General features: G+C 62.5%; 20 protein-coding genes. 10 read left to right on the top strand and 10 right to left on the bottom strand.

Annotated elements, in window-relative coordinates:
* Positions 1-90: 90 nt before the first annotated feature.
* Both NKH29_RS18050 and NKH29_RS18045 read right to left on the bottom strand, forming a co-directional pair.
* On the bottom strand, positions 91-858 hold the full coding sequence (locus tag NKH29_RS18050; protein WP_023718404.1) for a peptidoglycan-binding domain-containing protein: 768 nt from the start codon (positions 856-858) through the stop codon (positions 91-93).
* Positions 833-2,578, bottom strand: coding sequence for an ATP-binding protein (locus NKH29_RS18045; RefSeq protein ID WP_352588876.1), 1,746 nt, complete (start codon positions 2,576-2,578; stop codon positions 833-835). Before NKH29_RS18045 ends, NKH29_RS18050 begins: the two co-directional genes overlap by 26 nt.
* Before the next feature lie 518 nt (positions 2,579-3,096).
* Between NKH29_RS18045 and NKH29_RS18040 the strand changes: the two genes are divergently transcribed.
* Together NKH29_RS18040 and NKH29_RS18035 are read left to right on the top strand one after the other, a co-directional pair.
* Complete coding sequence (locus NKH29_RS18040; protein ID WP_023718406.1) at positions 3,097-3,465, top strand: DUF5330 domain-containing protein; 369 nt, start codon at positions 3,097-3,099, stop codon at positions 3,463-3,465.
* Between the two features lie 113 nt (positions 3,466-3,578).
* Positions 3,579-4,007, top strand: a complete 429-nt coding sequence (locus NKH29_RS18035) for a SufE family protein (protein ID WP_023718407.1) — start codon at positions 3,579-3,581, stop codon at positions 4,005-4,007.
* A 113-nt stretch (positions 4,008-4,120) separates the two neighbouring features.
* Here the strand turns inward: NKH29_RS18035 and NKH29_RS18030 are convergent, their stop codons facing one another.
* Positions 4,121-4,546 (bottom strand): Ros/MucR family transcriptional regulator, encoded by a 426-nt coding sequence (locus tag NKH29_RS18030; protein WP_023677844.1) that lies wholly within the window; start codon positions 4,544-4,546, stop codon positions 4,121-4,123.
* A 413-nt stretch (positions 4,547-4,959) separates the two neighbouring features.
* Entirely contained in the window at positions 4,960-5,331 is a 372-nt protein-coding gene (locus NKH29_RS18025; protein ID WP_023718408.1) for an SH3 domain-containing protein, read from the bottom strand.
* A 115-nt stretch (positions 5,332-5,446) separates the two neighbouring features.
* Here NKH29_RS18025 and NKH29_RS18020 point away from each other — a divergent pair, with 115 nt between their 5' ends.
* The 3 genes from NKH29_RS18020 to NKH29_RS18010 all read left to right on the top strand — a co-directional run bounded on the left by NKH29_RS18020 (position 5,447) and on the right by NKH29_RS18010 (position 8,790).
* A complete protein-coding gene (locus NKH29_RS18020; RefSeq protein WP_353000229.1) occupies positions 5,447-7,558 on the top strand; it encodes a S9 family peptidase in 2,112 nt (703 codons plus the stop codon).
* A 79-nt stretch (positions 7,559-7,637) separates the two neighbouring features.
* Positions 7,638-8,264 carry a LysE family translocator gene (locus tag NKH29_RS18015; RefSeq protein WP_353000228.1) on the top strand — a complete coding sequence of 209 codons (627 nt, stop codon included), beginning with the start codon at positions 7,638-7,640 and terminating at the stop codon, positions 8,262-8,264.
* A 142-nt stretch (positions 8,265-8,406) separates the two neighbouring features.
* Positions 8,407-8,790 (top strand): SET domain-containing protein, encoded by a 384-nt coding sequence (locus tag NKH29_RS18010; RefSeq protein WP_023718410.1) that lies wholly within the window; start codon positions 8,407-8,409, stop codon positions 8,788-8,790.
* A gap of 12 nt (positions 8,791-8,802) precedes the next feature.
* Here NKH29_RS18010 and NKH29_RS18005 read toward each other — a convergent pair whose 3' ends face one another.
* The 4 genes from NKH29_RS18005 to NKH29_RS17990 all read right to left on the bottom strand — a co-directional run bounded on the left by NKH29_RS18005 (position 8,803) and on the right by NKH29_RS17990 (position 11,964).
* Positions 8,803-9,753: a cytochrome c gene (locus NKH29_RS18005; RefSeq protein ID WP_353000227.1), complete on the bottom strand. Its 951-nt coding sequence runs from the start codon at positions 9,751-9,753 to the stop codon at positions 8,803-8,805.
* Positions 9,754-9,762: 9 nt separating this feature from the next.
* Positions 9,763-10,206, bottom strand: a complete 444-nt coding sequence (locus NKH29_RS18000) for a c-type cytochrome (protein WP_023718412.1) — start codon at positions 10,204-10,206, stop codon at positions 9,763-9,765.
* Between the two features lie 174 nt (positions 10,207-10,380).
* Positions 10,381-10,977, bottom strand: coding sequence for a superoxide dismutase (locus NKH29_RS17995; protein ID WP_023718413.1), 597 nt, complete (start codon positions 10,975-10,977; stop codon positions 10,381-10,383).
* Between the two features lie 108 nt (positions 10,978-11,085).
* Positions 11,086-11,964 (bottom strand): branched-chain amino acid aminotransferase, encoded by an 879-nt coding sequence (locus tag NKH29_RS17990; RefSeq protein ID WP_023718414.1) that lies wholly within the window; start codon positions 11,962-11,964, stop codon positions 11,086-11,088.
* Between the two features lie 151 nt (positions 11,965-12,115).
* On the opposite strand from NKH29_RS17990, the gene NKH29_RS17985 reads away from it, so the two are divergent.
* Entirely contained in the window at positions 12,116-12,778 is a 663-nt protein-coding gene (locus NKH29_RS17985; protein WP_353000225.1) for a haloacid dehalogenase type II, read from the top strand.
* Positions 12,779-12,953: 175 nt separating this feature from the next.
* On the top strand, positions 12,954-13,778 hold the full coding sequence (locus tag NKH29_RS17980; RefSeq protein ID WP_352483646.1) for a L,D-transpeptidase: 825 nt from the start codon (positions 12,954-12,956) through the stop codon (positions 13,776-13,778).
* 436 nt (positions 13,779-14,214) lie between these two features.
* Here NKH29_RS17980 and NKH29_RS17975 read toward each other — a convergent pair whose 3' ends face one another.
* A complete protein-coding gene (locus NKH29_RS17975; RefSeq protein ID WP_023718418.1) occupies positions 14,215-15,021 on the bottom strand; it encodes an alpha/beta fold hydrolase in 807 nt (268 codons plus the stop codon).
* Positions 15,022-15,575: 554 nt separating this feature from the next.
* Between NKH29_RS17975 and NKH29_RS17970 the strand changes: the two genes are divergently transcribed.
* The gene (locus tag NKH29_RS17970) at positions 15,576-16,157 is read left to right on the top strand and encodes a dienelactone hydrolase family protein (RefSeq protein ID WP_023718420.1); all 582 of its coding nucleotides are present in this window, start codon (positions 15,576-15,578) and stop codon (positions 16,155-16,157) included.
* A 608-nt stretch (positions 16,158-16,765) separates the two neighbouring features.
* Here the strand turns inward: NKH29_RS17970 and NKH29_RS17965 are convergent.
* The gene (locus tag NKH29_RS17965; protein ID WP_353000223.1) at positions 16,766-18,298 is read right to left on the bottom strand and encodes a helicase HerA-like C-terminal domain-containing protein; all 1,533 of its coding nucleotides are present in this window, start codon (positions 18,296-18,298) and stop codon (positions 16,766-16,768) included.
* Between the two features lie 276 nt (positions 18,299-18,574).
* Here NKH29_RS17965 and NKH29_RS17960 point away from each other — a divergent pair, with 276 nt between their 5' ends.
* Together NKH29_RS17960 and scpA are read left to right on the top strand one after the other, a co-directional pair.
* Positions 18,575-20,017, top strand: coding sequence for a methylmalonyl-CoA mutase subunit beta (locus tag NKH29_RS17960; RefSeq protein WP_352483647.1), 1,443 nt, complete (start codon positions 18,575-18,577; stop codon positions 20,015-20,017).
* Complete coding sequence (gene scpA, locus NKH29_RS17955; RefSeq protein ID WP_353000221.1) at positions 20,014-22,137, top strand: methylmalonyl-CoA mutase; 2,124 nt, start codon at positions 20,014-20,016, stop codon at positions 22,135-22,137. The genes NKH29_RS17960 and scpA overlap by 4 nt, the downstream gene beginning before the upstream one ends.
* The last annotated feature ends 26 nt before the right edge of the window (positions 22,138-22,163 follow it).

Here is a 22,163-nt window from a genome sequence, read left to right as displayed (position 1 = left end):
AATTCCTGGCCATGCGGCGGTCCTTACAGCATTGGCCGGAAGACTGTAACCGGTCTTTGCCGAGCGACCGGCGTGCGGCCGTCACGACCCTCAGTTGGTCAGGCCGATCTCGCGCATCTTGACGTAGACGATCTCGTCGGGCTCGCCGGTCTCGGGCAGGCCGAAAAGCGCCTGGAATTCCTTGATCGCGGCCTTGGTGCGTGCGCCGACGACGCCGTCCAATTGCATGTCGTCATTGCCGAAAGCTTTCAGTCCGGCCTGGATCTTGACGATGCGGGGATCAGGTGCCGCCGCATTTGCCGGTGCGGACGCTGGAATGGCGGCTGGAACAGCGGCCGTTTCGACCGGCCGCGGCACGGGATGCGGCACCACGGCCGCGGTCGTCGGCGTGGCACCCAGTTGATCCAGCAGAATGCTGTCGATCTCGCCGGAGGCATTCAATCCGACCTTCTGCTGATAGGCCTGGATGGCCTTGCGCGTATTCGGTCCGGGAATGCCGTCGACGGTGCCGGAATAGAAATCGAGATCCTTCAATATGCCCTGGACCTGCTCGACGACCGGGTCGCTCTTGATCGGCGCAGCCGCCGGACGCACGATGTTGATGGTGGTTTCGGGCTCGTCGCTGTCCGCCCGGGGAAAGCGCTCGATGCTCCTGGTGACGAAAAACGCGCCGGCGTGCGGAAAGGGCTGGTACCAAAGAGCGTTCGCCGAGACGTAGAACAGCGTCACCAGGAATGCGGTGGAGCCGCCGACCACAACTGGATTGCGCGAGATCAGGCTGCCCAGAGCCATCGCTCCGTGCTCGAAGGCATTGCCGCGGCGTTTGACCGCCTTAGGCTGTTTTGCGGAGCGACCCATTGCTCTCCCCTTTGCCACCGTCCGCTCTGGCTTTGGCCGCGGACATCGGCACCACGCCGGTCTTCTCCGCCGAGTGGCCCGTCGGGCCGTTCACGGGAAGGCTGATCGTTACCGTGGTGCCCTCGCCCGGCATGCTTTCGATCGACATGGTGCCGTCGTGCAGCGCCACCAGCCCCTTCACCAGCGAAAGCCCGAGCCCGGTGCCTTCGAACCGGCGGGTATAGTCGTTCTGTATCTGCATGAACGGCTTGCCGAGATTGGCAAAATCTTCCTCGGCGATGCCAATGCCGGTGTCCCGGACCCAGAAATGCAGCCGCGAGCCGATCCGCTTGGCGCCGATGACGACGTTGCCGCCTTCGGGCGTGAACTTGATCGCGTTGGAGACGAGATTGATCAGGATCTGCTGCACGGCGCGACGGTCGGCATTTATTTCACCTGCGTCCGGCGCGATCTGGGCCTGCAGATCAATGGCTTTTGCCTCGGCTTGCAGGCGCATCATCGACTGGCACATCTCGACCGCTTCGCGGAAGCGGAACGGTTCCGGTTCGGTCGCATAGGCGCCCGATTCGATCCGCGATACGTCGAGTATCGAGGTGACGACGGCAAGCAGGTGCTGGCCCGAATCCCGTACCAAGCCGACATATTCCTTCTGGCGCGGATCCTTGAAGGTGCCGAACATCTCGTGCAGCAGCATGTCCGAAAAACCGATGATGGCATTGAGCGGGGTGCGCAGCTCGTGGCTGACGACGGCAAGGAAGCGTCCTTTCGCCACCTCGGCCGAGGCAGCCGCTTCATTGGCGGCGGCAAGCTCCTGGCGCAGTCCGGCCAGTTCATCATTCTCGCGCAGAACGAGCGTGAAGACAGTCTCCTGCCCCGGCGCGCGCATCATCTCGAGCGAGAACGGCCGGTAATTGTCGGCCGTCACGCCGCTGTTCTGCGGCAGCCGGACGCGAAGGTCGAGCCGGCGCGACAGAGCGCCATCGCGCATATCGGCCAGCGCGCTGAGATACGGGACGCGGTCGGACAGATGGATGCGATCGAAAAGCCCGGCGCCGAAAAGCAACTCCGGCGGCAGCCTCAGCATGGTGCGCGCCTTGGTCGAGGCGTCCAGAACCTCGCCATGCGCCGCTATTCGCAGCACGACAGCGTCGATCAGGTCTTCGAGCCGGTCGCTGCCGGCAGGATCGAGCTGTGCGTTGGCGGCGCCACGAAGTGGAGCGACACGCGGAAAGAGCGTGAGCGCCCAGGCCAGTGGTACCAGCCAGTGCCATGCGGCGATTTCGGTCTGGCCGAGCGGCAAGACGGAACCGGCGAAAGGCTGCAGCAAGACTGCGACAAGGGCCGATATGGCGCCCCAGATCACGGCACGGCGCGACTGGCCGATCCACCAGGCTTCAAACGGCAGCGCCACCGCAAGCACGGCAACCGGCGAGGCCACACCGCCGGCGGCAGCGACAAGGGAACCCAGGGCAACACTGCTCACGACCAAGGCTAGTTGGCCGGCCAGAGTGATCTTACCCGATGCAGCCACCAGCAGGGCGGCGAACCAGCAAAGGCCGAACGCGGCAAAGATCGCAGCCACAGTCACGGCCGCGCCCATGCCCGACGTGACCAGCGTCACCGCCGCACCTGCGCTGAAGAAAGGAGCCGCCAGCATGACGCCAATGAACCGGCTGTGGCGGCGTCGGTCGTCCTGGCCGAGGACGGACGGATGAACCATCCGTTCGCAACCGGCGGCTATCGCGCCCGGCAACTCGGCGTATCTGGCCTTGATCGCACTCAACTCAACGCACCCGGTCGTGAACGGCCCTGCTTTGCAGGTGGCTTTTGTCGATCCGAAACTCGCATCCAGCATTTAAGGAATGGATAAGGCTGGGCCGATCGTCCCCCGGCCGGCTGCAAATATCGGGATACCGGCGGCGAAAAACCGGGGCAATTGCCGCCATAGTAAACGGAGCGTTATCCGGACCGCCCGCGCCTGGACTTGGGCCGAGGGCATCAAACTGTCGCCGGGTCAAAAAACGAGCAGGAAAAACAACAGGTTGGATGGTTACCCTTTGCTGAATAAAATCTGTGCCTTTCGAGGCAAATGAATTTCAAAACACTTCGTTTCGAATCTGCCTAAAATTTGAGGAAAACTGTTGCTTTCGGGACAAGCCGTCCTTTGCGCGTCTGTGCCAATATCGCGGTACAAGGGTTGTGCGGTTCGGATGCATGACCGTCATAAAGGACAGACAGATGGGCTTTCTGATAAGAGCTGCTTTCTGGTTTTCGCTGGTGCTTCTGGCGCTGCCGCTGGGTGTCGGCTCCGATGATGCGGGCCGCGAAAGCGTCGGGCCGCTCCAGGCGCTGTTTGCCGCGCGCGAAGCCGTCGGCGACATCGCCGGCATCTGCGAGCGCAAGCCGGACGTCTGCGAGACCGGCAAATCGGCAATGCACACCATCACCGCCCGGGCAAAGGAGACCGCCAAGATCGCGGCCGCCATGCTGGACGACAAGGCCGCTGAACCCGATACGGTGACGACCACCGGCAGCGTGCCCGAGGAAATCGTCTTGCCGGCGAAAGTCGATTTGCCGGCGAAAGTGCACTTGCCGGCAAAGAACTGAGACTGTTTCGGCCGAATCCATCGCTAAACCGCAGGGCGCCCCGCTCTCGGCGCCTGCGGCGTTTCTCCTCTTTTTCCGTGACGCGGCCGCGCCGGATGACTATATCCGGGGAAATGACCACGACGATCCAGACCATCCGCGACGACTTTTCCCTGCTCGACGAGTGGGAAGACCGCTATCGCTATGTGATTGAACTGGGTGAAGCGCTGCCGCCATTTCCCGACGAGCAACGCATACAAGCCAACAAGGTGCCCGGCTGCGTCAGCCAGGTCTGGCTGACCACCGAGCAAGGCGAGGGTGCCAATCCCGTTATTACCTTCAAGGGCGATTCCGACGCCCATATCGTGCGCGGCCTGGTTGCCATCATGCTGGCGCTGTTTTCGGGACGGCCCGCCAGCGAAATCCAGAGGACCGACGCAGAGGCAACGCTAAAGGCACTCGGACTTGACGAGCACCTGTCGCCGCAGCGCGCCAATGGTCTTCGCTCGATGGTCAAGCGTATCAAGCGTGACGCCGAGGCAGCGCTGAAGCAGACCGCCTGACCGGACGGCAATTACCAGCAGTATGAAGAACTGGCGGCCCGAGCTTGGTCTCCCCCCAATACAAAACGGCGCCCGAAGGCGCCGCTTGAGTGTCAAACCGGAAGAGCCGCTTGTCAGCGTCCCTTGCGCTTGCGACCGAGACCCATCTTCTTGGCGAGCTGCGAACGGGCGGCCGCATAATTGGGCGCAACCATCGGATAGCTCGGGTCCAGGTTCCACTTTTCGCGATACTGGTCGGGCGTCAGATCATAGTGGGTCATCAAGTGACGCTTGAGCGACTTGAACTTCTTGCCGTCTTCGAGACAGATGATGTAGTCGTCATGCACCGAACGCTTCGGATTTACCGCCGGCTTCTGCTTGTCGGCAGGCGGCTGCTCGGCGGCCCCGCCGACGCGCCCGAGAGCGGCATGGACATCGGCGATGAGGTTCGGCAATTCGCCGACCGGCACGGGATTGTTGCTGACATAGGCGGCCACCACATCGGCGGTGAGCTCGATCAGCGCGTCACTGTTTCTGGAAGGTGTTTCGGTAATATCCATGGCGTTCAGGCCCCAACGAGAATTGTTTCTGTTTGCGCCCGTTTCGATAGTTGGGCATCGCGCGAACTTGTGCAGGAAAAAGCCTCCGCGATTCGCGTCGCGCCATCTTAATGGGCCTGAGCGTCAAGTAAGTCAATTCGCTTCTTGCGCTCTATTCAGCGATACAAGTCAAATCTTTCATATTCAGCTTCACTCTTTCGTGCAGAGTGTAACTTTGCCGTTTTTTCTGGTCAGACCAGCATCGACTGACGCCGCGGCAAGCAGCCATTACACAGACGGCAGCAGGTAAATAGAGCTCAATGCTTGATCCTGCCCGCAGCATTACAGCCTGGCCGATCGGCGGATTCAGTAAAATCATAGGTTGCGAAGCGTTACTGTTGCTCGTGAGCCGTCGGCCGGAGCGGCGTGCTGCGTCACTGAAACGGGGTGATGTATTTTCCGTAGACCCAGCCGGTGACGAACTGGCCGCTCTGTGCCGGATCGTGCCAGACTTCGCACCAGCGATGGCGGATCTTCTGTTTCTGCTGCCAGTAGGTTTGGCTGGTCATGTCGAGCAGGTTTATCCCACCGGTGCATTTGCCGGTCATCTGCAGAACCGTCCCGTTGGGATAGGCGGCCTGCTTCTGCGAAGTTCCTGAAGGATATTTGCGCACATTGAGCGTGTCGCCGAACGGCACATTGGCCACTTGCCAAGCCGCAAAGGCAGTTGCATGAGATTGACCGGCATTGGCCAGGGTCATCGCAGCGACGGCGAGGGCCGCGGCAGTCCGAGAAAAAATATTCATTGTCCTCTCCTCCAGCCCGTCCTCTTGAGCCACCACGACAATAGATCGTAGCCCTTGAACCCGCGCTGATCGGCGTGTTCATTCGCCATTCAAGTAACTTCCACAGCGAGACGCAATGACCAGAACTCCAGTGTTTCCGACCGCCACCGCGCCGCAGCCGGAGAAGCGGCCGATCTTCGACACGCATCACGGCATGACGCGGACGGACGACTATGCCTGGCTGAGGGCCGTGAATTGGCAAGAGATGTTCAGGGACCCGTCGCTGCTCGACGGCCAGATCCGCGCCCACCTCGAAGCCGAGAATGCTTACCAGGCGGCGCTGATGGCCGATACGGTCCAACTGCAGAAACAGCTTTTCGCGGAAATGAAGGGACGCATCAAGGAAGACGATTCTTCCGTGCCGATGAAGGACGGGCCTTACGCCTACGGCTCCTCCTTCAAGCTTGGCGGCCAGCAGCCGCGTTATTTCCGCACGGCGCGCGACGGCGGCGACAAGCAGATCTTGCTCGACGGCGATGCCGAGGCCGAGGGCAAGCCCTATTTCCGCCTGGGCGGCGTCGATCATTCGGACGACCACCGCAAGCTGCTCTGGGCCTTCGACGACAAGGGTTCCGAATTCTACACGCTGCGCGTCCGCGATTTCGCCGGCGGCAACGATCTGACGGACAGGGTCCCCGACACCGGCGGCGGCGGTGTGTGGGATGCCGGCAATGACGGTTTTTTCTACACCCGCCTCGACCCCAACCACCGTCCTTCCAAAGTGCTGTTCCATGCGCTTGGCGATAGTCCTGAAAACGACCGGCTGATCTACGAGGAAACCGATCCGGGCTTCTTCATGGATGTCGGCGGCACACGCTCCAACGAGTGGATCATGATCGGCATCAACGACCATGAGACCTCGGAATATCGCATCATGAACGCCAACGAACCGTCCGCAGAGCCGAAGCTGGTTGCGGCACGCCAGACCGGCTTGCAGTACGACCTTGAGGAAGGCGGCGACATCTTCTTCATCCTCACAAATGCCGACGGCGCCAAGGACTTCAAGATCATGACGGCGCCGGCCCATGATCCGGTGCGCGCCAACTGGCAGGAACTGGTGCCGCACGAAGCGGGCCGGCTGATCCTTTCGGTAATCGGCTTCAAGGACCACATGGTCCGGCTGGAGCGCAAGGAAGGCCTGCCACGCATCGTCGTGCGCGATCGCAAGAGCGGCGAAGAGCACCTGATCTCCTTCGACGAGGAAGCCTTCTCGCTCGGCCTGTCCGGCTCCTACGAATACGACACCGAAATCATGCGCTTTTCCTATTCGTCGATGACGACGCCGGCGCAGGTCTTCGATTACAACATGCGCACCCGCGAGCGCGTGCTGCTCAAGACCCAGGAAGTGCCGTCCGGCCATGACCCGGAGCACTATGTCACGCGCCGGCTGATGGCGCCTGCCGCCGACGGCGAACTGGTGCCGATCTCGCTCCTCCACCACCGCGACACGCCGCTCGACGGATCGGCGCCTTGCCTGCTTTACGGCTACGGATCTTACGGCATAGCCGTACCCGCCGCGTTCAACACCAATTTGTTTTCGCTGGTCGACCGCGGCTTTGTCTACGCGATTGCCCATGTCCGCGGCGGCAAGGACAAGGGCTATGGCTGGTACGACGACGGCAAGCGGGCGAACAAGATGAATACGTTCACCGATTTTGTCGCTGCCGCCCACCACCTCGTCGCCGAACGCTATACGCAGCATGACCGCATCGTCGCGCAAGGCGGCTCGGCCGGCGGCATGCTGATGGGCGCGGTCGCCAACATGGCGCCGCAATGCTTCGGCGGCATCGTCGCCGAGGTTCCCTTCGTCGACGTGCTCACCACCATGCTCGACGCAAGCTTGCCGCTGACGCCGCCGGAATGGCCGGAATGGGGCAACCCGATCGCTTCGGCGGAGGATTACCGGACCATCGCCGCCTACTCGCCCTACGACAATGTCGCCGCACTCGACTATCCACCGATCCTGGCGCTGGCCGGCCTGACCGACCCGCGCGTCACCTATTGGGAGCCGGCCAAATGGGTGGCGCGGTTGCGCGACCGCAAGACAGGGGGGAATCCGGTTCTGTTCAAGATCAACATGGATTCAGGCCACGCCGGCGCCTCCGGCCGGTTTTCCAGGCTGGAGGAAATCGCGTTCACCTATGCCTTCGCGCTCAAGGTAACAGGCAAGGCCGAACCAGCCGCGTGAAGTCGGGGGAGAGCGGTCATTGCCTTCCGTTCCGAGACGTGGCTTTCATTCGCGGTAAGAGTTGCGGAGACGCCCACCAATGATCGATCTCGCCACATTGATTGCGTATGTCGCGGTTGTGCTTGGCTTTGTCTTCATCCCCGGTCCGGCCACCCTTCTGACCGTGGCGCGGGCCACCAGTTCCGGAACCAGGGTTGGCATCGCGACCGGCGCGGGGATCACGGCCGGCGACGTGGTTCACACCTTCATGGCGATCGTCGGCATTTCGGCGATCATTGCCACGTCGGCGGCGCTTTTCAGCATCGTGAAGTACATCGGCGCAGCCTACCTCATTTATCTCGGCATTCGCGCGATCATCGAGAAAACGCCTGCCTATCCGGCCGCCGGCGCACTTGCGATCCCCGCTACCAAAGCATTTCGGCAGGCTGTTTTGACCGAGGTTCTCAACCCCAAGACCGCGCTTTTCTTCCTTGCATTTCTTCCGCAGTTCGTGCGGCCTGAAAACGGATCGGTGATGCTTCAACTGGCGACATTGGGCGTGATCTTTGTTCTGTTGGGCCTCATCAGCACGCTGGTTTTCGCCGTGGGTGCGGGCGGCCTCGGTGCATTCCTGCGCCGAAACCCGACGGTGCTGAGATGGCAAGGCAAGGCTGTCGGCGGCATCTATTGCGCCTTGGGCATCCGGCCGGCGCTGCAACAGCGCTAGGACCTCGACAGGCGACGCCGTATGAGGCTTCGGATAATGGGCAGGCACAGCTGATTTTCCGCTCGCAATTGCAAAGGCCGCGCGCTACCCAGTGCGCGGCTTTTCACAGCCGCGCCAACACACAATCACCCAGGGATCTGCCATGTTGCTCGTCGATGTCTATCTCGACAAATCGCCCATCCAGGGCATCGGCGTCTTTGCCAAAAACCACATTGCCCGCGGCACGCTGGTCTGGAAGCTCGACCCGAAATACGACCGGCGCATCGAGGTGGAGACCTACGAGCGGGAAACCGGGCCGGTCAAAACCTATCTCGACCGCTACGCCTATCCGGACCGGCGCGACCCGAATTACATCGTCTTCGAAGCCGACGATGCGCGCTACATGAACCATGCCGACAGCCCGAATTGCGACGTCTCGCAGCCGGAGGAGACCTATGCCTTGCGCGACATTGCGCCCGGCGAGGAAATGACCTGCGACTACAATCACTTCTTCGAAACCGGCTTCGACTTCCTCGGCGACCGCTGACCCAACGGCCCGTCAGCTCGCCGGCTTCTTGCGCGCCGGATAGCCGTTGGGATGCGGCGGCACGGCTTTCAGATAGGCGGCGATCGCCGCGCGGTCCTCCCGGGTCAGCACGGCCATGTTCCGTTGCACGTCGACCATCGCGCCGCCGACCGTATCGAAGTCCGGCGTGAAGCCGGTTTCGAGATAGTTGGCGATGTCGGCTTCCGACCAGTCGGCGATGCCGCCCTCGCCCGACGTGATGTTGGGCACGATGCCGCTGCCTTCCGCGGCCGCGGCGCCTGCCAGCCACTGGCTCTTCCTGGTACCGCCGGTAAGGTCCCGCGGCGTGTGGCATTCGCCGCAATGGCCGGGGCCTTCGACCAAATAGCGGCCGGCCTGCACCGGCTGTGGCGTGCCTTCGGGAAAGGAAACGACCGGCTTGTCGCTCAGATAGAGCAATTTCCACAGACCAAGGCCGCGTCGGACGTTGAAGGGAAACCCCAGCGAATTGGCGGGTGCCTTGCCGGCGACCGCGGGCAAGGTCTTCAGGAACGCATAGAGATCGGCAATGTCGGCCGGCTTCATGCGCGCGTATGAAATATAGGGAAATGCTGGATAAAGATGCTCGCCCGACGGCGACACGCCCTTCAGCATGGCGTTGGCAAAGTCTTCGACCGACCAGGCGCCGATGCCGTCCTTGGTATCCTGCGAGATATTCGGCGGCCCGAAGGTGCCGAATGGCGTCTTGAGCTCGAGGCCGCCGACCAGCTGAAGGCGAGCGTCGCCTTGCGAGCCAGGCTTGGCATGACAGGATGTGCAGCCGCCAGCGTAGAAGATGCGCTTGCCCCTGTCAGCGTCACCGGGGCCAAGCTGCGCCAGCGTGGCGGCACCGAGCCTGACCGGAGCCGACAGGAACCAGCCGGCAATCGCGGCGACGCCGCCCAGAACGAGGGCGGCGCCGACGAGTTTCTTCAGCAAGGGCATTGCCCGCTATCAGCCTTTTTTCACCCTGTAGCTTTGATGACAGTTGCCGCAGCCGCCGCCGATGGTGTTGAACTGTGCCTTCAACGCGTCGGCATCCGCAGGTGCCGCGGCGACCGCCGCCTTGACGTCGGCGAGGTACTTGCCTTCAGCCGTCTTGAAGCCGGCCATGTCCTGCCAGATCTTGGGAGACGCCGTGGTGTCGCCGATGTCGCTGCCCGCCGGGAACAGCGCGTCGACGCCGGCATGGAATTTCTCGGCATTGGCCTGCAGTGCCTGCAACGCCGTCAGCACCGAAGCTGCGTCGTAGGGCGTCTCGCCCTTGACCACTTTCGACAAGCCGGCGGCGATCTTGCCACGTTCCTTCATCAGGGCCTGCCGGTCAGCGACCGGGTCGGCAAATGCCGCCGAACCGGCGAAGGCGAGCATCGAGATGGCGAGGATAAGCTTTCTCATTCACTTGGCTCCATGTTGAAGGCAATTCAGGGTGCGGTCCCACCCCGATGACAAACGGCAAGGATGGCTTAAAAATTCCGACGCTTCGCCTCACGCTTGCGTGAAATTTTTGCAACTGTCGTTCTGATGCTGAAAAAGAAAAGCCCCGGTTCTGCCGGGGCTTTCTGGAACGGATCAGGCCTTTTCGTAGAGTTCGAGCACATAGTCCCAGTTGATGAGACTGTCGACGAAGGCTTCGAGATATTTCGGCCGGGCGTTGCGATAATCGATGTAGTAGGAATGTTCCCAGACATCGACGCCAAGGATCGGCGTCGCGCCATGGACGAGCGGGTTCTCGCCATTCGGCGTCTTCGAGATCGCCAGCTTGCCGTCCTTGACCGAGACCCAGGCCCAGCCCGAACCGAACTGGGTGGTGCCGGCGGCGATGAAGTCGGCCTTGAACTTGTCGTAGCCGCCAAGATCGCTGTCGACCGCTTTTTGCAAGGCGCCCGGCAGCTTGTTGCCGCCGCCGCCCTTCTTCATCCATTTCCAGAAATGGATATGATTGTAGTGCTGGGCGGCATTGTTGAAGAGCCCCGCATTCTTGCCGAAGGACTGTTTGACGGCCTCTTCGACCGACAAATCGCCCAGGCCCGCCTCGGCGGCCAGCTTGTTGCCGTTGTCGACGTAGGCCTTGTGGTGCTTGTCGTGATGATATTCCAGCGTTTCCTTGGACATATAAGGCTGCAAAGCCTCGTAATCATAGGGCAAGGCGGGCAATTCAAAAGCCATCGGTCGTACTCCCTCGTGGAAAAATCCGGTGTCGATACCGGACTAACATAGGACTGGATTGGTCTGGAACAACTCCGGAAACGAAGCGCCGGGCCGCTTTTTAGCGGGTCAGCCGGGCGAAGTCGAATGCGCCCATTCCCAATAGAGTTCGCGCGCCTTCTTGGCCACCGGCCCGGGCTGCAGATTGCGATCCTCGATACGGGTGACCGGCACGACTTTCGAGTGGTTTCCGGTCGAGAAGATTTCGTCCGCCTCCAGGAAATCGCGGATCGACAGCGTCTTTTCCGTCGTTGTGAAACCGTACTCGCCAAGCAGGGCCATGGTGCGCGCGCGAGTGATGCCGGACAGGAAGGTGCCGTTCGGCGCCGGCGTCAGGACATGGCCGTCCTTGACCAGGAAAATATTCGAGGTCCCGGTCTCGGCGACATTGCCCAGCATGTCGAGCACGAGCGCATTGTCGAAGCCGCGCATCTTGGCTTCGAGGATGGCCCTGCCGTTGTTGGGATAAAGGCAGCCGGCCTTGGCGTTAGTCGGCATGGTTTCGATGGTCGGGCGCCGGAACGGCGACACCGTCACCGAAAAACCCGCTGGCGAGATCATCGGCGATTCATAGAGGCAAAGGCAGAAACGCGTCGAGGCCGGGTCGGCCGGCACGCCCATATAGCCGCCATGCTCGGCCCAATACATCGGCCTGATGTAGACCGCTGTGTTGCCGTCGAACTTCTTCAGCCCGTCCCAGGTCAGGCCGACGATCTTGTCGGTGCTCATCGTCGGTTTCAGGCCGAGCGCGATCGCCGAGGCGTTCACCCTTGCTGCATGGCGATCGAGGTCGGGAGCGACGCCCTCGAACCAACGGGCGCCGTCGAACACGCTGGTGCCGAGCCACATGGCATGGCTGCGCGGCCCGAGGATGGCGACGTTGCCCTCATACCAGTCGCCGTCGACGAAGGTCCATGTCGCGGATTGCGCCGCAGTCGCCAGTGTCATTGCCAGGTTCCGTTCGATGCTTGTTGCGGCGCATTGGAAGATGCTTTGGCGGCCGCCGTCAACCGGTTTGGCTGAGATTTGTTGAGGCCAGCGGGCTGGCGGACTGCAATCAGCGCTTGCGCCTTGCCTTGCGCAGCCTCAAAACTGTCGCATGCACCATGCAGCTTACGTTTTCGACGCCTATGGCACGCTGTTCGACGTGCACGCGGCCGTGCGCCGTCACGCCGACCAGATCGGGCCGGACGGCCAGTTGCTGTCCGAGATCTGGCGCGCAAAGCAGCTGGAATATTCCTGGGTGCGGACGCTGATGGGGGCCTATGCCGATTTCTGGCAGCTCACCGAGCAGGCACTCGATTTCGCCCTGCGCAAGGTTCCGTCCGCCGATGCCGGGCTGAAGGCGAAGTTGCTCGAGGCCTATTGGCGGCTGGACTGCTATCCGGAGGTGCCGGCCGTGCTCAAGGCGCTCAAGGCATCGGGGGCAAGGCTGGCGATCCTGTCCAACGGTTCGCCTGAAATGCTGGAGGCGGCCGTCAAGTCCGCCGCGCTCGACCAGGTCCTGGACGACGTCTTTTCCGTCGACAGCGTCAGGCGCTTCAAGACCGACCCGTCGGTCTACGACATGGTCACCACGGGCTGGCGCCTCTATCCAGGCGCTGTCTCTTTCCAGTCCTCCAACCGCTGGGACGTCGCCGGCGCCACCAAATTCGGCTTCCGGACGGTGTGGATCAACCGCGCCAATCACCCAGAGGAATACCGGGATTTCCCACCGGCCCTGATCCTGCCATCCCTCGATGGTCTGATCTCCGGGGTTTGACGCCGGACATGTTGCCTGGGCGCAACAGTGACGACCCAGTCACAGCTTTGCCTTTGTTTGTCCACCCTGCGGCCAGAATTGGAACCGCCTATCGCGCCGGGCATTGCTCGGGCAACCGCGCGCAACCGGGCGCATTCATGCTTTGTTGCGATTTGAGACTTAAAAAAAGGCAATCATGTTCACACCCCCATCGTCCTCTCTGCGCCTTAGCCGTCGCGGTTTCCTCAACGCCGCAGCCCTTGGCGCCGCCTCGGTCGCGGTCTCCAGTTGCACCACGCTGTCGCAACAACCGGTCGAGCCACCGCCGCCGACCTATGTCGAGCCGGCGCTCGGCGACTATGTGACGATGTATGGGCCGATGTCGGATGGCGGCTTCGAGCTGCCGGCCATACCGGTCGACAAGATCGACCCGCAGTTCCTGCGCCAGATCGTTGACGATCCGACCGGGCAGCAGCCAGGCACCATCGTCGTCGACACCACCAATCACTTCCTCTATCTGGTGCGCCCGGGCGGCCAGGCTATCCGCTACGGTGTCGGCCTCGGCCGCGCCGGTTTCGAATGGTCGGGCGATGCCGTGGTCCAATGGAAGCAGAAATGGCCGAAATGGACGCCGCCGGACGAAATGATCTCCCGGCAGCCGGAGTTGAAACCCTACAGCGCCGAGAATGGCGGCATGCCCGGCGGGCTCAAGAACCCGCTTGGCGCGCGGGCGCTCTATCTCTTCCAAGGCAACCAGGACACGCTCTACCGCTTGCACGGTTCGCCGGAATGGCGGTCGATCGGCAAGTCGGTGTCGTCAGGCTGCGTGCGCCTGATGAACCAGGATATCATCGATCTCTACGACCGTGTGCCGAACAAGACGCCGGTCGTGGTGACGGCCGATATCGGCCAGCCGATGGTGGCGACCGCAAACCGCAAAGCCATTCCGATCGACGCCGGCGTGCCGGAAGGATCGATCCTGCTCGGCCCGATAAAAGCGGTGACGAACTCGATCTTCTGAGCTGACGGAAGCACGGGGGCGCGATTGGCTCACGGCTCCTGCTGGTTTTGCCGAGCCTCGGCTTGCCCGTGCCGGTGCCCGCCTTCAGGTCCGATGTTTACGCCGAGCAGCGGATTTTGCCGCGCTCTGTGCAGACGCCGCCGGTGGATAGCTCATGATCCAAATACGTCTTCCGAAGGCCAAGCGGTCGGATGACCGCTTTGCGCCTAATCTCGGCCGTATAGATTCGCTTTGCCGTTTCCTGAAAGCTGACGTCGCAGGCGACCGCGCTGGAGGTCGTGGTGGCGCCAGGAGCTGCCATTCCCGGCGCTTCTCCAAAACTGACCTTCGCGCTACGGCTTGAGTCGGCCCTTCTCTGCCCCTCCTGCGGAGCAGTCCTACGGCAAGCCGTGACCCGAAAGCGGACTTGCGAGCCGCCGCCGAGCGTCATCTTCCTTCAAGAAAGAACCTTGCCGAGGAAAGCACGCATCACGCCGTTGAATTGCTCTGGTCTTTGCAGGGGTGCGAAGTGGCTCACGCCGGACAGGATGATCAATTCCGCTGCCGGAATGCTCCGCGCGAGATATGCGGCATGTTCGGGCTTGATGAACTCGTCGTGCTCGCTTTGCACGATCGCAACGGGCACATGGACATGGGTCAAGTCGCCTGCAGAATAGTTAGGTTCGCTCTTCATCATCTTGCCGACCGCTTCGACAAATACATTGAATTGGTCCGGCGTGGCCGATTGGTCGGCATAGTCCTTGGCGTGCCGTCTGAAACACCGGTCGACGGTCGGAGTGGGCTCGAATTCCTTTGTGCCGCTGGGGTCCATGTTGCAGCCAAAGAAGAATACACCGGCAACCCGCTCGGGTGCGTTCATTGCGAGGATTAAAGCGATGCACGCGCCGTCGCTCCAGCCCACAACGGCCGTCTTTTCCAACTGCAGCGCGTCCATCACGGCGAGCACGTCGGATGCCATCAACTCATATGTAAAAGGCCGCTGATCGCGCGTGCTGCGGCCGTGGCCGCGGCTATCAATGAGCACGGCGCGATAGCCAGAGCTGACCAGCGTTGAAACTTGATAGCCCCAATTACCGCTATGGCCGAGGCCACCATGCAGCAGGATCACGGGAGAGCCGGACCCGTATGTCGCGTACCAAATTCGAGCGCCGTCGTGATCCACGAAGCCCTGATCGCTCGTAACGGGCAGAGGCGCAGCGCCATGGGCCTCGAAATTCTTAAGGTCGTCGTCGTGTGATTCCATGCTGATGTGACTCCAAGTAAACAGAAAGGCCTGCAAACTGCCGCTGATGCAGATCAAACCAACCGCTGACAGGAGCCAGTTGCCCAAGCGACATAACACCGAGCGACTAACTGGATCAATGTCCGCTTCTGTGCGCGCTTGCGTCATTCGTGTGTCTGCTGGGAATGACGCATTCCCACCCCAGCCAGTCCTTCGCCGTCGATTTCGGTCGTTCGGTAGCTTAGGGTTCTTGAACGAACGGACGCGCTTAAAGCGACTTTCATGGCGCTCCTTCAAGCTGCCTTTCGCGCATCGGCCGGAGTCGACCTTGGCGGAAATTCGAACCAAGACACTACCGCCGCGGTGCGTCCGTCTGGCGGACGTGGGCGCCGGAAGCATTTTCGTCGCCGCCTATCTGTTGGTGTAGATCGGCCCCCGCGTCGTCACGCCGGGAAAGACGATGCGCCGAGGCTTGTCATCATTTGGAAGTTCTTCGATGCACAGCGAAATCGCTTGCAGTTCTGCGAAGCGATTCGCAATTATCGCCGCAATCCACGTCCCACCTGGAGGCTCCCATGGCCGAGGTCCTGCTGTTCCACCACGCACAAGGGTTGACTCCCGGCGTGCGCGCGTTCGCTGACGACCTGCGGGCAGCCGGGCACACCGTGCATACGCCGGACCTGTTCGACGGACGCACATTCCAGAGTATTGACGAGGGTCTCGCCTACATCGGTGAGATCGGGTTCGACGACATGCGGGAGCGCGGCGTCCGCGTCGCCGGCGAACTGACCCCCGAGCTCGTTTACGCCGGATTCTCGTTCGGCGTGCTGCCGGCGCAGAAGCTCACACAGACACGACCCGGTGCCTGCGGAGCCCTGCTCTTCCACTCCTGTCTGCCGATTAGCGGCGAGTGGGCCTTCGGACCCTGGCCGGACGGCGTCCCGGTCCAGATCCACGGTATGGATAACGACCTGATCTTCGTCGGCGAGGGCGACATCGACGCCGCTCGCGAGATCGTGGAGAAGGTCGAGGACGCGGAGCTGTTCCTCTATCCCGGCGACCAGCACTACTTCGCCGACAGCTCGCTCCCGTCGTACGAGGCGGCTGCCAGCGCGCTGCTCACGCGGCGGGTGCTCGAGTTCTTGGACCGTGTCTAACCATGTCGGCGAGGGCCTTATTGAGGAGCAATGGCAGCTCTCGTCAAATCTCCCATAGGGTCGAAACCGCGATCACCACCCGCGGGTTCGTTCCCTGGAGGGCTTCCGGACGCCGGCCCCGGCGCACGGCACCTCCCACAGAAGGCCGGCATCTGTAATCCTCCACAAGATCTGCCAAGGCATTTACTCGAGCAAGTGGCTGCTTTGGGGTCTCGGTGCTGGTTGCCGTGAATGTCAGCTATCAGGCAGCGTAATATGCTGATGAAGGGCGGGTCAGGGTTAGGTCACGACGATGTTCGCGACGACCTGAATGTCGGCTCTCGTGTATCCCAGCCTAAGGCGGCCTGTCCGCAATCGGCCCAAAGGCCGCAGGCTGCAATGCCCGCATGTCGGTCGCTGAAGGGGCGGTAGCCGCATCCCAGAGGCGGACACTAGAGCGAGCAGGCGGGGTGGCATGTTCACTCCCAAGTCTCGGGCGCATCCCGGAGGCTCTTTACCTTATCCGCCAAATAGATGGGAGCATAGCCGCCGCCCGCTGTCCTCCAGATCTGGCTACTGGCGCTTGATGCCAAGACAGCATTTGTCAAACTCGGTGGCCCGATGCTCCCTCACCGCCCCCTGGCCAAACTCCCCAGAATACCCCGCACGATCGCCCGTCCGACCGACGAGCCGACCGAGCGCACCACGGATTTGATCGCCGCCTCCGCCACCGTCTGGCGGTTGGAAGGCCGCGGCGCGCGGCGGCCGCCAGCTGGCTGGGGATCATCATTGCCGAAGCCGGGAATGGTCCAGCGCGAACGGCCGCTCTCCTGCTGCTGCGCTTGTGCCTCCTGGGCGTCCTTGGCCTTTTTTTGCAGCATCTCGAAAGCCGATTCGCGATCGACGGTCTGGTCGTACTGTCCCGAAACCGGGCTCTCAGTGATCAGCTTGCGGCGCTCTTCGGGCGTGATGGGGCCAAGCCGCGAGGATGGCGGGCGGATCAGCGTGCGCTGTACCATGGACGGCACGCCCTTGGCTTCCAGCGTGGAGACGAGTGCCTCGCCGGTGCCGAGTTGCGTGATCACGGTTGCACAGTCGAAATCGGGATTGGGCCTGAACGTCTCGGCCGCCGTCTTGACGGCCTTCTGTTCGCGCGGCGTATAGGCACGCAGTGCGTGCTGCACGCGGTTGCCCAACTGCGCCAGCACCGTTTCAGGGATATCCAGCGGATTTTGCGTGACGAAATAAACGCCGACGCCCTTCGAACGGATCAGCCGGACCACCTGTTCGACGCGGTCGATCAGCACCTTCGGCGCGTCGTCGAACAGAAGATGCGCCTCGTCGAAGAAGAAGACCAGCTTCGGCTTGTCCGGGTCGCCGACCTCGGGCAGTTCCTCGAACAGTTCCGACATCAGCCACAGAAGGAACGTCCCATAGAGCCGCGGATTCATCATCAGTTTGTCGGCGGCGAGCACGCTGATGGCGCCGCGTCCATCGCGCGTGGTGCGCATGATGTCGGCGATCCGCAATGCCGGCTCGCCGAAGAAATTGGCAGCGCCCTGCTGCTCCAGGACCAGCAGCGTGCGCTGGATCGCGCCGACCGAAGGTTTCGTCACATTGCCGTAGCGGGCGCCGATCTCTTCGGCGCGGTCGGCGATGTTGGCAAGCAGTGACTGCAGGTCCTTCAAGTCGAGCAGCAAAAGGCCTTCCTCGTCGGCGATGCGGAAGGCGATGTTCATAATGCCTTCCTGCGCCTCGGAGAGGTTCATCAGCCGCGACAGAAGCAGCGGCCCCATCTCCGAGATGGTGGCGCGGATCGGGTGACCCTGCTCGCCGAACAGATCCCAGAAGATGACCGGAAATTCCTGGAACTCATAGGGATCGAGCTTGACCTGCTCGGCCCGCTTGACCAGAAAATCCTGCGCTGTGCCCATCATGGCGATACCCGACAGATCGCCCTTGATGTCGGCGCAGAATACCGGCACGCCGGCATTGGAGAAACCCTCGGCCAATATCTGCAGGGTCACCGTCTTGCCGGTGCCGGTCGCGCCGGTGACCAGGCCGTGACGATTGCCATATTGCAGCAAAAGCCGTTCCGGCCGCTGATAGCTGTCGTCCGGCTTGCGGCTGGCTCCCATGAAGATACTGGTGTCGTCGGCCATGTGTCCGGTCTCCGCAAACCTATAGGGTTGAATGCCCTGATCCCCTTGAAGAAAAGGGAGGCCCGCCGCAGGTATAGTGAGGCCATTGCGCAGCGACAATGGGCATCGTCGAAAATGGCTTTTGGAGCTTGCGGAACCTGCCCATGTTTGGCAATCGGTTGACGGTCACCGTCACGGAAGGCGAGTTGCACGGCATGTGTGCTGCATTGTGATATGGGACCGGGGACCGTAGACTGACATAGTAGGCTGACACGGCCACTAGAACGAGGAGAACGGATGGGCGCCGGTGCCTTGACCCATGATGCCGACCTTCCGAGCGCCGACCGGCAACGATGGCTGGCGCTGGCGGAGAAGGCGCTGGCCGGCGGTTCCTTCGAGGAAAAGCTCGTCTCGCATACGGACGACGCCATCCGCATCGAGCCGCTCTACGAGCGTTCGGTGACCGTCGAGCCTGTCGTGCGCGCCAACCCGGGATCACCGTGGATCGTCAGCCAGCGTATCGACGATCCGGACATAGGCCGCGCCAGGGCGCAGGCGCTGGAAGACGTCGCGCAGGGTGCTACCGGACTGTCGCTTGTCTTCGAAGGCGCGCCGAACGCCTTCGGCTATGGCTTGCCGAGGACGGCCGAGGCGCTGGAGAGCGTGCTCGACGGCGTGCCGCTCAACCGCATCCAGATCCGCATCGATGCCCATCCCTGGAGCCGCGCCGTGGCCGACTGGCTGGTGGCGTTCTTGACCAAGCGCCGCTCCGACCCGGCAAAGCTCAACCTCTCCTTCGGCATCGATCCGGCGGCGATATTTGCCGGGACCGGCAGGCTGCGCATGTCGATCGAAGCTTTGCAGGCATCGATGCCGCAGTCGCTCGCACATTTCTTTTCGATGGGGGTGCCCGGCGTGCTGCTGGAAGCCGACGGGCGGGTGTTCCACAATGCCGGCGCAACCGAGGCGCAGGAGCTTGGCACGATGCTCGCCTCGGCAGTCTCCTATTTGAGGCTGTTCGAGAAGGCGCGCCAGCCGCTTGTCTATGCGGCGCCGCATATCGGTTTTGCGCTCAGCGTCGACCAGGACCAGTTCGTGTCGACGGCCAAGGTCAGGGCGTTGCGGAGACTGTGGGCGCGTGTCCAGGAGGCCTGCTCGATACCGCCCTCCACCGCCAGCATCCATGCCGAAACCTCCTTCAGGATGATGACGGCGGCCGACCCGGAAACCAACATCCTGCGCACCACCATCGCCGCTTTTGCCGCTGCCGCCGGCGGGGCGGATTCGATCGCCATCCTGCCGCATACCATCGCGCACGGCCTGCCCGCGGGTTTTGCACGCCGCGTTGCCCGCAACGCGCAACTGATCATGGCCAATGAAAGCCACATCGACCACGTCGCCGATCCGGCTTGCGGTTCGGGCGCCGTCGAAACCCTGACTGCGGAGCTCTGCGCGGCGGCCTGGCAGGAGTTCCAGCAGATCGAGGCGGAAGGCGGCGTGCTGACCAGCCTCGAACAAGGCCACGTCCAGAGACGCGTGCAGGCAGCTTCCGCCCGCCGCAACGCTGCCTACCAGGCGGGCGAACGGGCGATCGTCGGCACGACGCTGCACCCGTCGAAAACCGAGCGTCCGGTCGAGACGCTGGCGGCGGAGCGGCGGCCAGCCTTCACCGAAGGCGTTGCGGTGTGCGAGCCGCTGTTTCCGATCCGCATCGATCAGTCGATCGGAGCCGTACCATGATCCCCGATTTCAGCCAGATCGGCTGGTCGCCGCCACGGCGGGCGCCGGTCGACGTCAAAGGCCGGCGGATGACGCCGGAAGGCATCGCCGTCAAGCATCTCTACAACCAGGGCGATCTCAAGGGCTTGCCGCATCTCGATACCTATCCGGGCCTGCCGCCCTTCATGCGCGGCCCCTATCCGACGATGTATGTCCAGCAACCCTGGACGATCCGGCAATATGCCGGCTTCTCGACGGCCGAAGAGTCCAACGCCTTCTACCGGCGCAACCTTGCCGCCGGCCAGAAAGGCCTGTCGGTCGCCTTCGATCTCGCCACGCATCGCGGCTACGACAGCGACCATCCGCGCGTCGCCGGCGATGTCGGAATGGCCGGCGTCGCCATCGATTCCATTCTCGACATGCGCCAGCTGTTCGAGGGCATCCCGCTTAACGAGATGACGGTATCGATGACGATGAACGGCGCGGTGCTGCCGATCATGGCGCTCTATATCGTGGCGGCGGAGGAACAGGGCGTCGCGCAGAAGGACCTCACTGGGACCATTCAGAACGACATCCTGAAAGAGTTCATGGTGCGCAACACCTACATCTATCCGCCCAAACCTTCGATGCGGATCGTGTCGGACATTTTTTCCTACACGTCGACGCATATGCCGAAGTTCAATTCGATCTCGATCTCCGGCTACCACATGCAGGAGGCGGGAGCGACGGCGGACCTCGAGCTCGCCTACACGATTGCCGACGGTATCGAATATGCCCGCGCCGGCGTCGCGGCCGGCCTCGACATCGACCGTTTCGCGCCGCGCCTGTCGTTTTTCTGGGCGATCGGCATGAATTTCTTCATGGAAGTCGCGAAGCTGAGAGCAGCGCGCCTTTTGTGGGCCAGCCTGATGCTGAAGAACTTTTCGCCGAAGGACGAGCGCTCGCTGTCGCTGCGCACCCATTGCCAGACTTCGGGCTGGTCGCTGACGGCGCAGGACCCCTACAACAACATCATCCGCACCATGATAGAGGCGATGGCGGCGACTCAAGGCCACACGCAGTCGCTGCACACCAATTCCTTCGACGAGGCAATGGCGCTGCCGACCGATCATTCGGCCCGCATCGCCCGCAACACACAGCTCATCCTGCAGAAGGAATCCGGCACGACCCGGAGCATCGACCCGTGGGGCGGCTCTGCCTATGTCGAGCGGCTGACGCATGATCTGGCGGCGCGCGCGCTTGCCCATATCGAGGAGGTCGAGAGCCTCGGGGGCATGGCCGCGGCGATCGAAAAGGGCCTACCGAAGCTGCGCATCGAAGAGGCTGCCGCGCGCACCCAGGCGCGCATCGATTCCGGCGAACAGATCGTGGTCGGCGTCAATGCCCACCGTCCCGGCACGGACATCGAAGTCGACGTGCTGAGGATCGACAACGCGGAAGTCAGGGCGCGGCAATTGTCGAAGCTGCAGCGGCTGAAAGGCACGCGTGACGTCGCCGCCGTCGAGAGCGCGCTCGATGCGCTGACCCGTGCTGCCGGGAGTAACGAAAACCTGCTGGAATTCGCCATCCGGGCGGCGCGCGCCAATGCCACGGTCGGCGAGATTTCGCTGGCGCTGGAAAAGGTCTTCGGCCGCCATGTCGCCTCGGTGCAGACGATCTCCGGCGTCTATCGCAACGCGCTTGGCGACAATCCGGTGGTCGACCGGTTGCAGGACAAGGTCGTAGCGTTCGAGGAGAAGTCCGGCGGCAAGCCGCGTATTCTGGTCGCCAAGATGGGGCAAGACGGCCATGATCGCGGCCAGAAAGTGATCGCCACCGCCTTTGCCGATCTCGGCTTCGACGTCACCGTTGGGCCGATGTTCCAGACGCCGGACGAGATCGCCAAGCTGGCGGTCGAGCATGACGTGCACATCGTCGGCGCCTCGTCGTTGGCGGCAGGCCATTTGACGCTCATTCCCGAACTCAAACAGGCGCTGAAGAAGCTCGGCCGCGACGACATGCTGATCGTCGCCGGCGGCGTCATTCCACCGAAGGATTACGATGCAGTCTGGCAGGCAGGCGCAGCGGAGATCTTCCCGCCCGGCACGGTCATCCCGGAAGCGGCGGAGCGGCTGATGGACCGGCTGCTGCAGGCGGGCTGACGCTTTGTTATAATGCCCGTTGCAAC

Origin of the sequence: Mesorhizobium sp. M1295 (assembly GCF_040318135.1) — a bacterium.
Classification (GTDB): domain Bacteria; phylum Pseudomonadota; class Alphaproteobacteria; order Rhizobiales; family Rhizobiaceae; genus Mesorhizobium.
Note: the sequence above shows the minus strand (reverse complement) of the source record. Positions and strands in the feature narration are given on the sequence as shown.

Bases quoted from the DNA above. Each gene is read 5' to 3' on its own strand.
- NKH29_RS18050 (WP_023718404.1), bottom strand. From the start codon at position 858: ATGGGTCGCTCCGCAAAACAGCCTAAGGCGGTCAAACGCCGCGGCAAT.
- NKH29_RS18045 (WP_352588876.1), bottom strand. From the start codon at position 2,578: ATGGTTCATCCGTCCGTCCTCGGCCAGGACGACCGACGCCGCCACAGC.
- NKH29_RS18040 (WP_023718406.1), top strand. From the start codon at position 3,097: ATGGGCTTTCTGATAAGAGCTGCTTTCTGGTTTTCGCTGGTGCTTCTG.
- NKH29_RS18035 (WP_023718407.1), top strand. From the start codon at position 3,579: ATGACCACGACGATCCAGACCATCCGCGACGACTTTTCCCTGCTCGAC.
- NKH29_RS18030 (WP_023677844.1), bottom strand. From the start codon at position 4,546: ATGGATATTACCGAAACACCTTCCAGAAACAGTGACGCGCTGATCGAG.
- NKH29_RS18025 (WP_023718408.1), bottom strand. From the start codon at position 5,331: ATGAATATTTTTTCTCGGACTGCCGCGGCCCTCGCCGTCGCTGCGATG.
- NKH29_RS18020 (WP_353000229.1), top strand. From the start codon at position 5,447: ATGACCAGAACTCCAGTGTTTCCGACCGCCACCGCGCCGCAGCCGGAG.
- NKH29_RS18015 (WP_353000228.1), top strand. From the start codon at position 7,638: ATGATCGATCTCGCCACATTGATTGCGTATGTCGCGGTTGTGCTTGGC.
- NKH29_RS18010 (WP_023718410.1), top strand. From the start codon at position 8,407: ATGTTGCTCGTCGATGTCTATCTCGACAAATCGCCCATCCAGGGCATC.
- NKH29_RS18005 (WP_353000227.1), bottom strand. From the start codon at position 9,753: ATGCCCTTGCTGAAGAAACTCGTCGGCGCCGCCCTCGTTCTGGGCGGC.
- NKH29_RS18000 (WP_023718412.1), bottom strand. From the start codon at position 10,206: ATGAGAAAGCTTATCCTCGCCATCTCGATGCTCGCCTTCGCCGGTTCG.
- NKH29_RS17995 (WP_023718413.1), bottom strand. From the start codon at position 10,977: ATGGCTTTTGAATTGCCCGCCTTGCCCTATGATTACGAGGCTTTGCAG.
- NKH29_RS17990 (WP_023718414.1), bottom strand. From the start codon at position 11,964: ATGACACTGGCGACTGCGGCGCAATCCGCGACATGGACCTTCGTCGAC.
- NKH29_RS17985 (WP_353000225.1), top strand. From the start codon at position 12,116: ATGCACCATGCAGCTTACGTTTTCGACGCCTATGGCACGCTGTTCGAC.
- NKH29_RS17980 (WP_352483646.1), top strand. From the start codon at position 12,954: ATGTTCACACCCCCATCGTCCTCTCTGCGCCTTAGCCGTCGCGGTTTC.
- NKH29_RS17975 (WP_023718418.1), bottom strand. From the start codon at position 15,021: ATGGAATCACACGACGACGACCTTAAGAATTTCGAGGCCCATGGCGCT.
- NKH29_RS17970 (WP_023718420.1), top strand. From the start codon at position 15,576: ATGGCCGAGGTCCTGCTGTTCCACCACGCACAAGGGTTGACTCCCGGC.
- NKH29_RS17965 (WP_353000223.1), bottom strand. From the start codon at position 18,298: ATGGCCGACGACACCAGTATCTTCATGGGAGCCAGCCGCAAGCCGGAC.
- NKH29_RS17960 (WP_352483647.1), top strand. From the start codon at position 18,575: ATGGGCGCCGGTGCCTTGACCCATGATGCCGACCTTCCGAGCGCCGAC.
- scpA (WP_353000221.1), top strand. From the start codon at position 20,014: ATGATCCCCGATTTCAGCCAGATCGGCTGGTCGCCGCCACGGCGGGCG.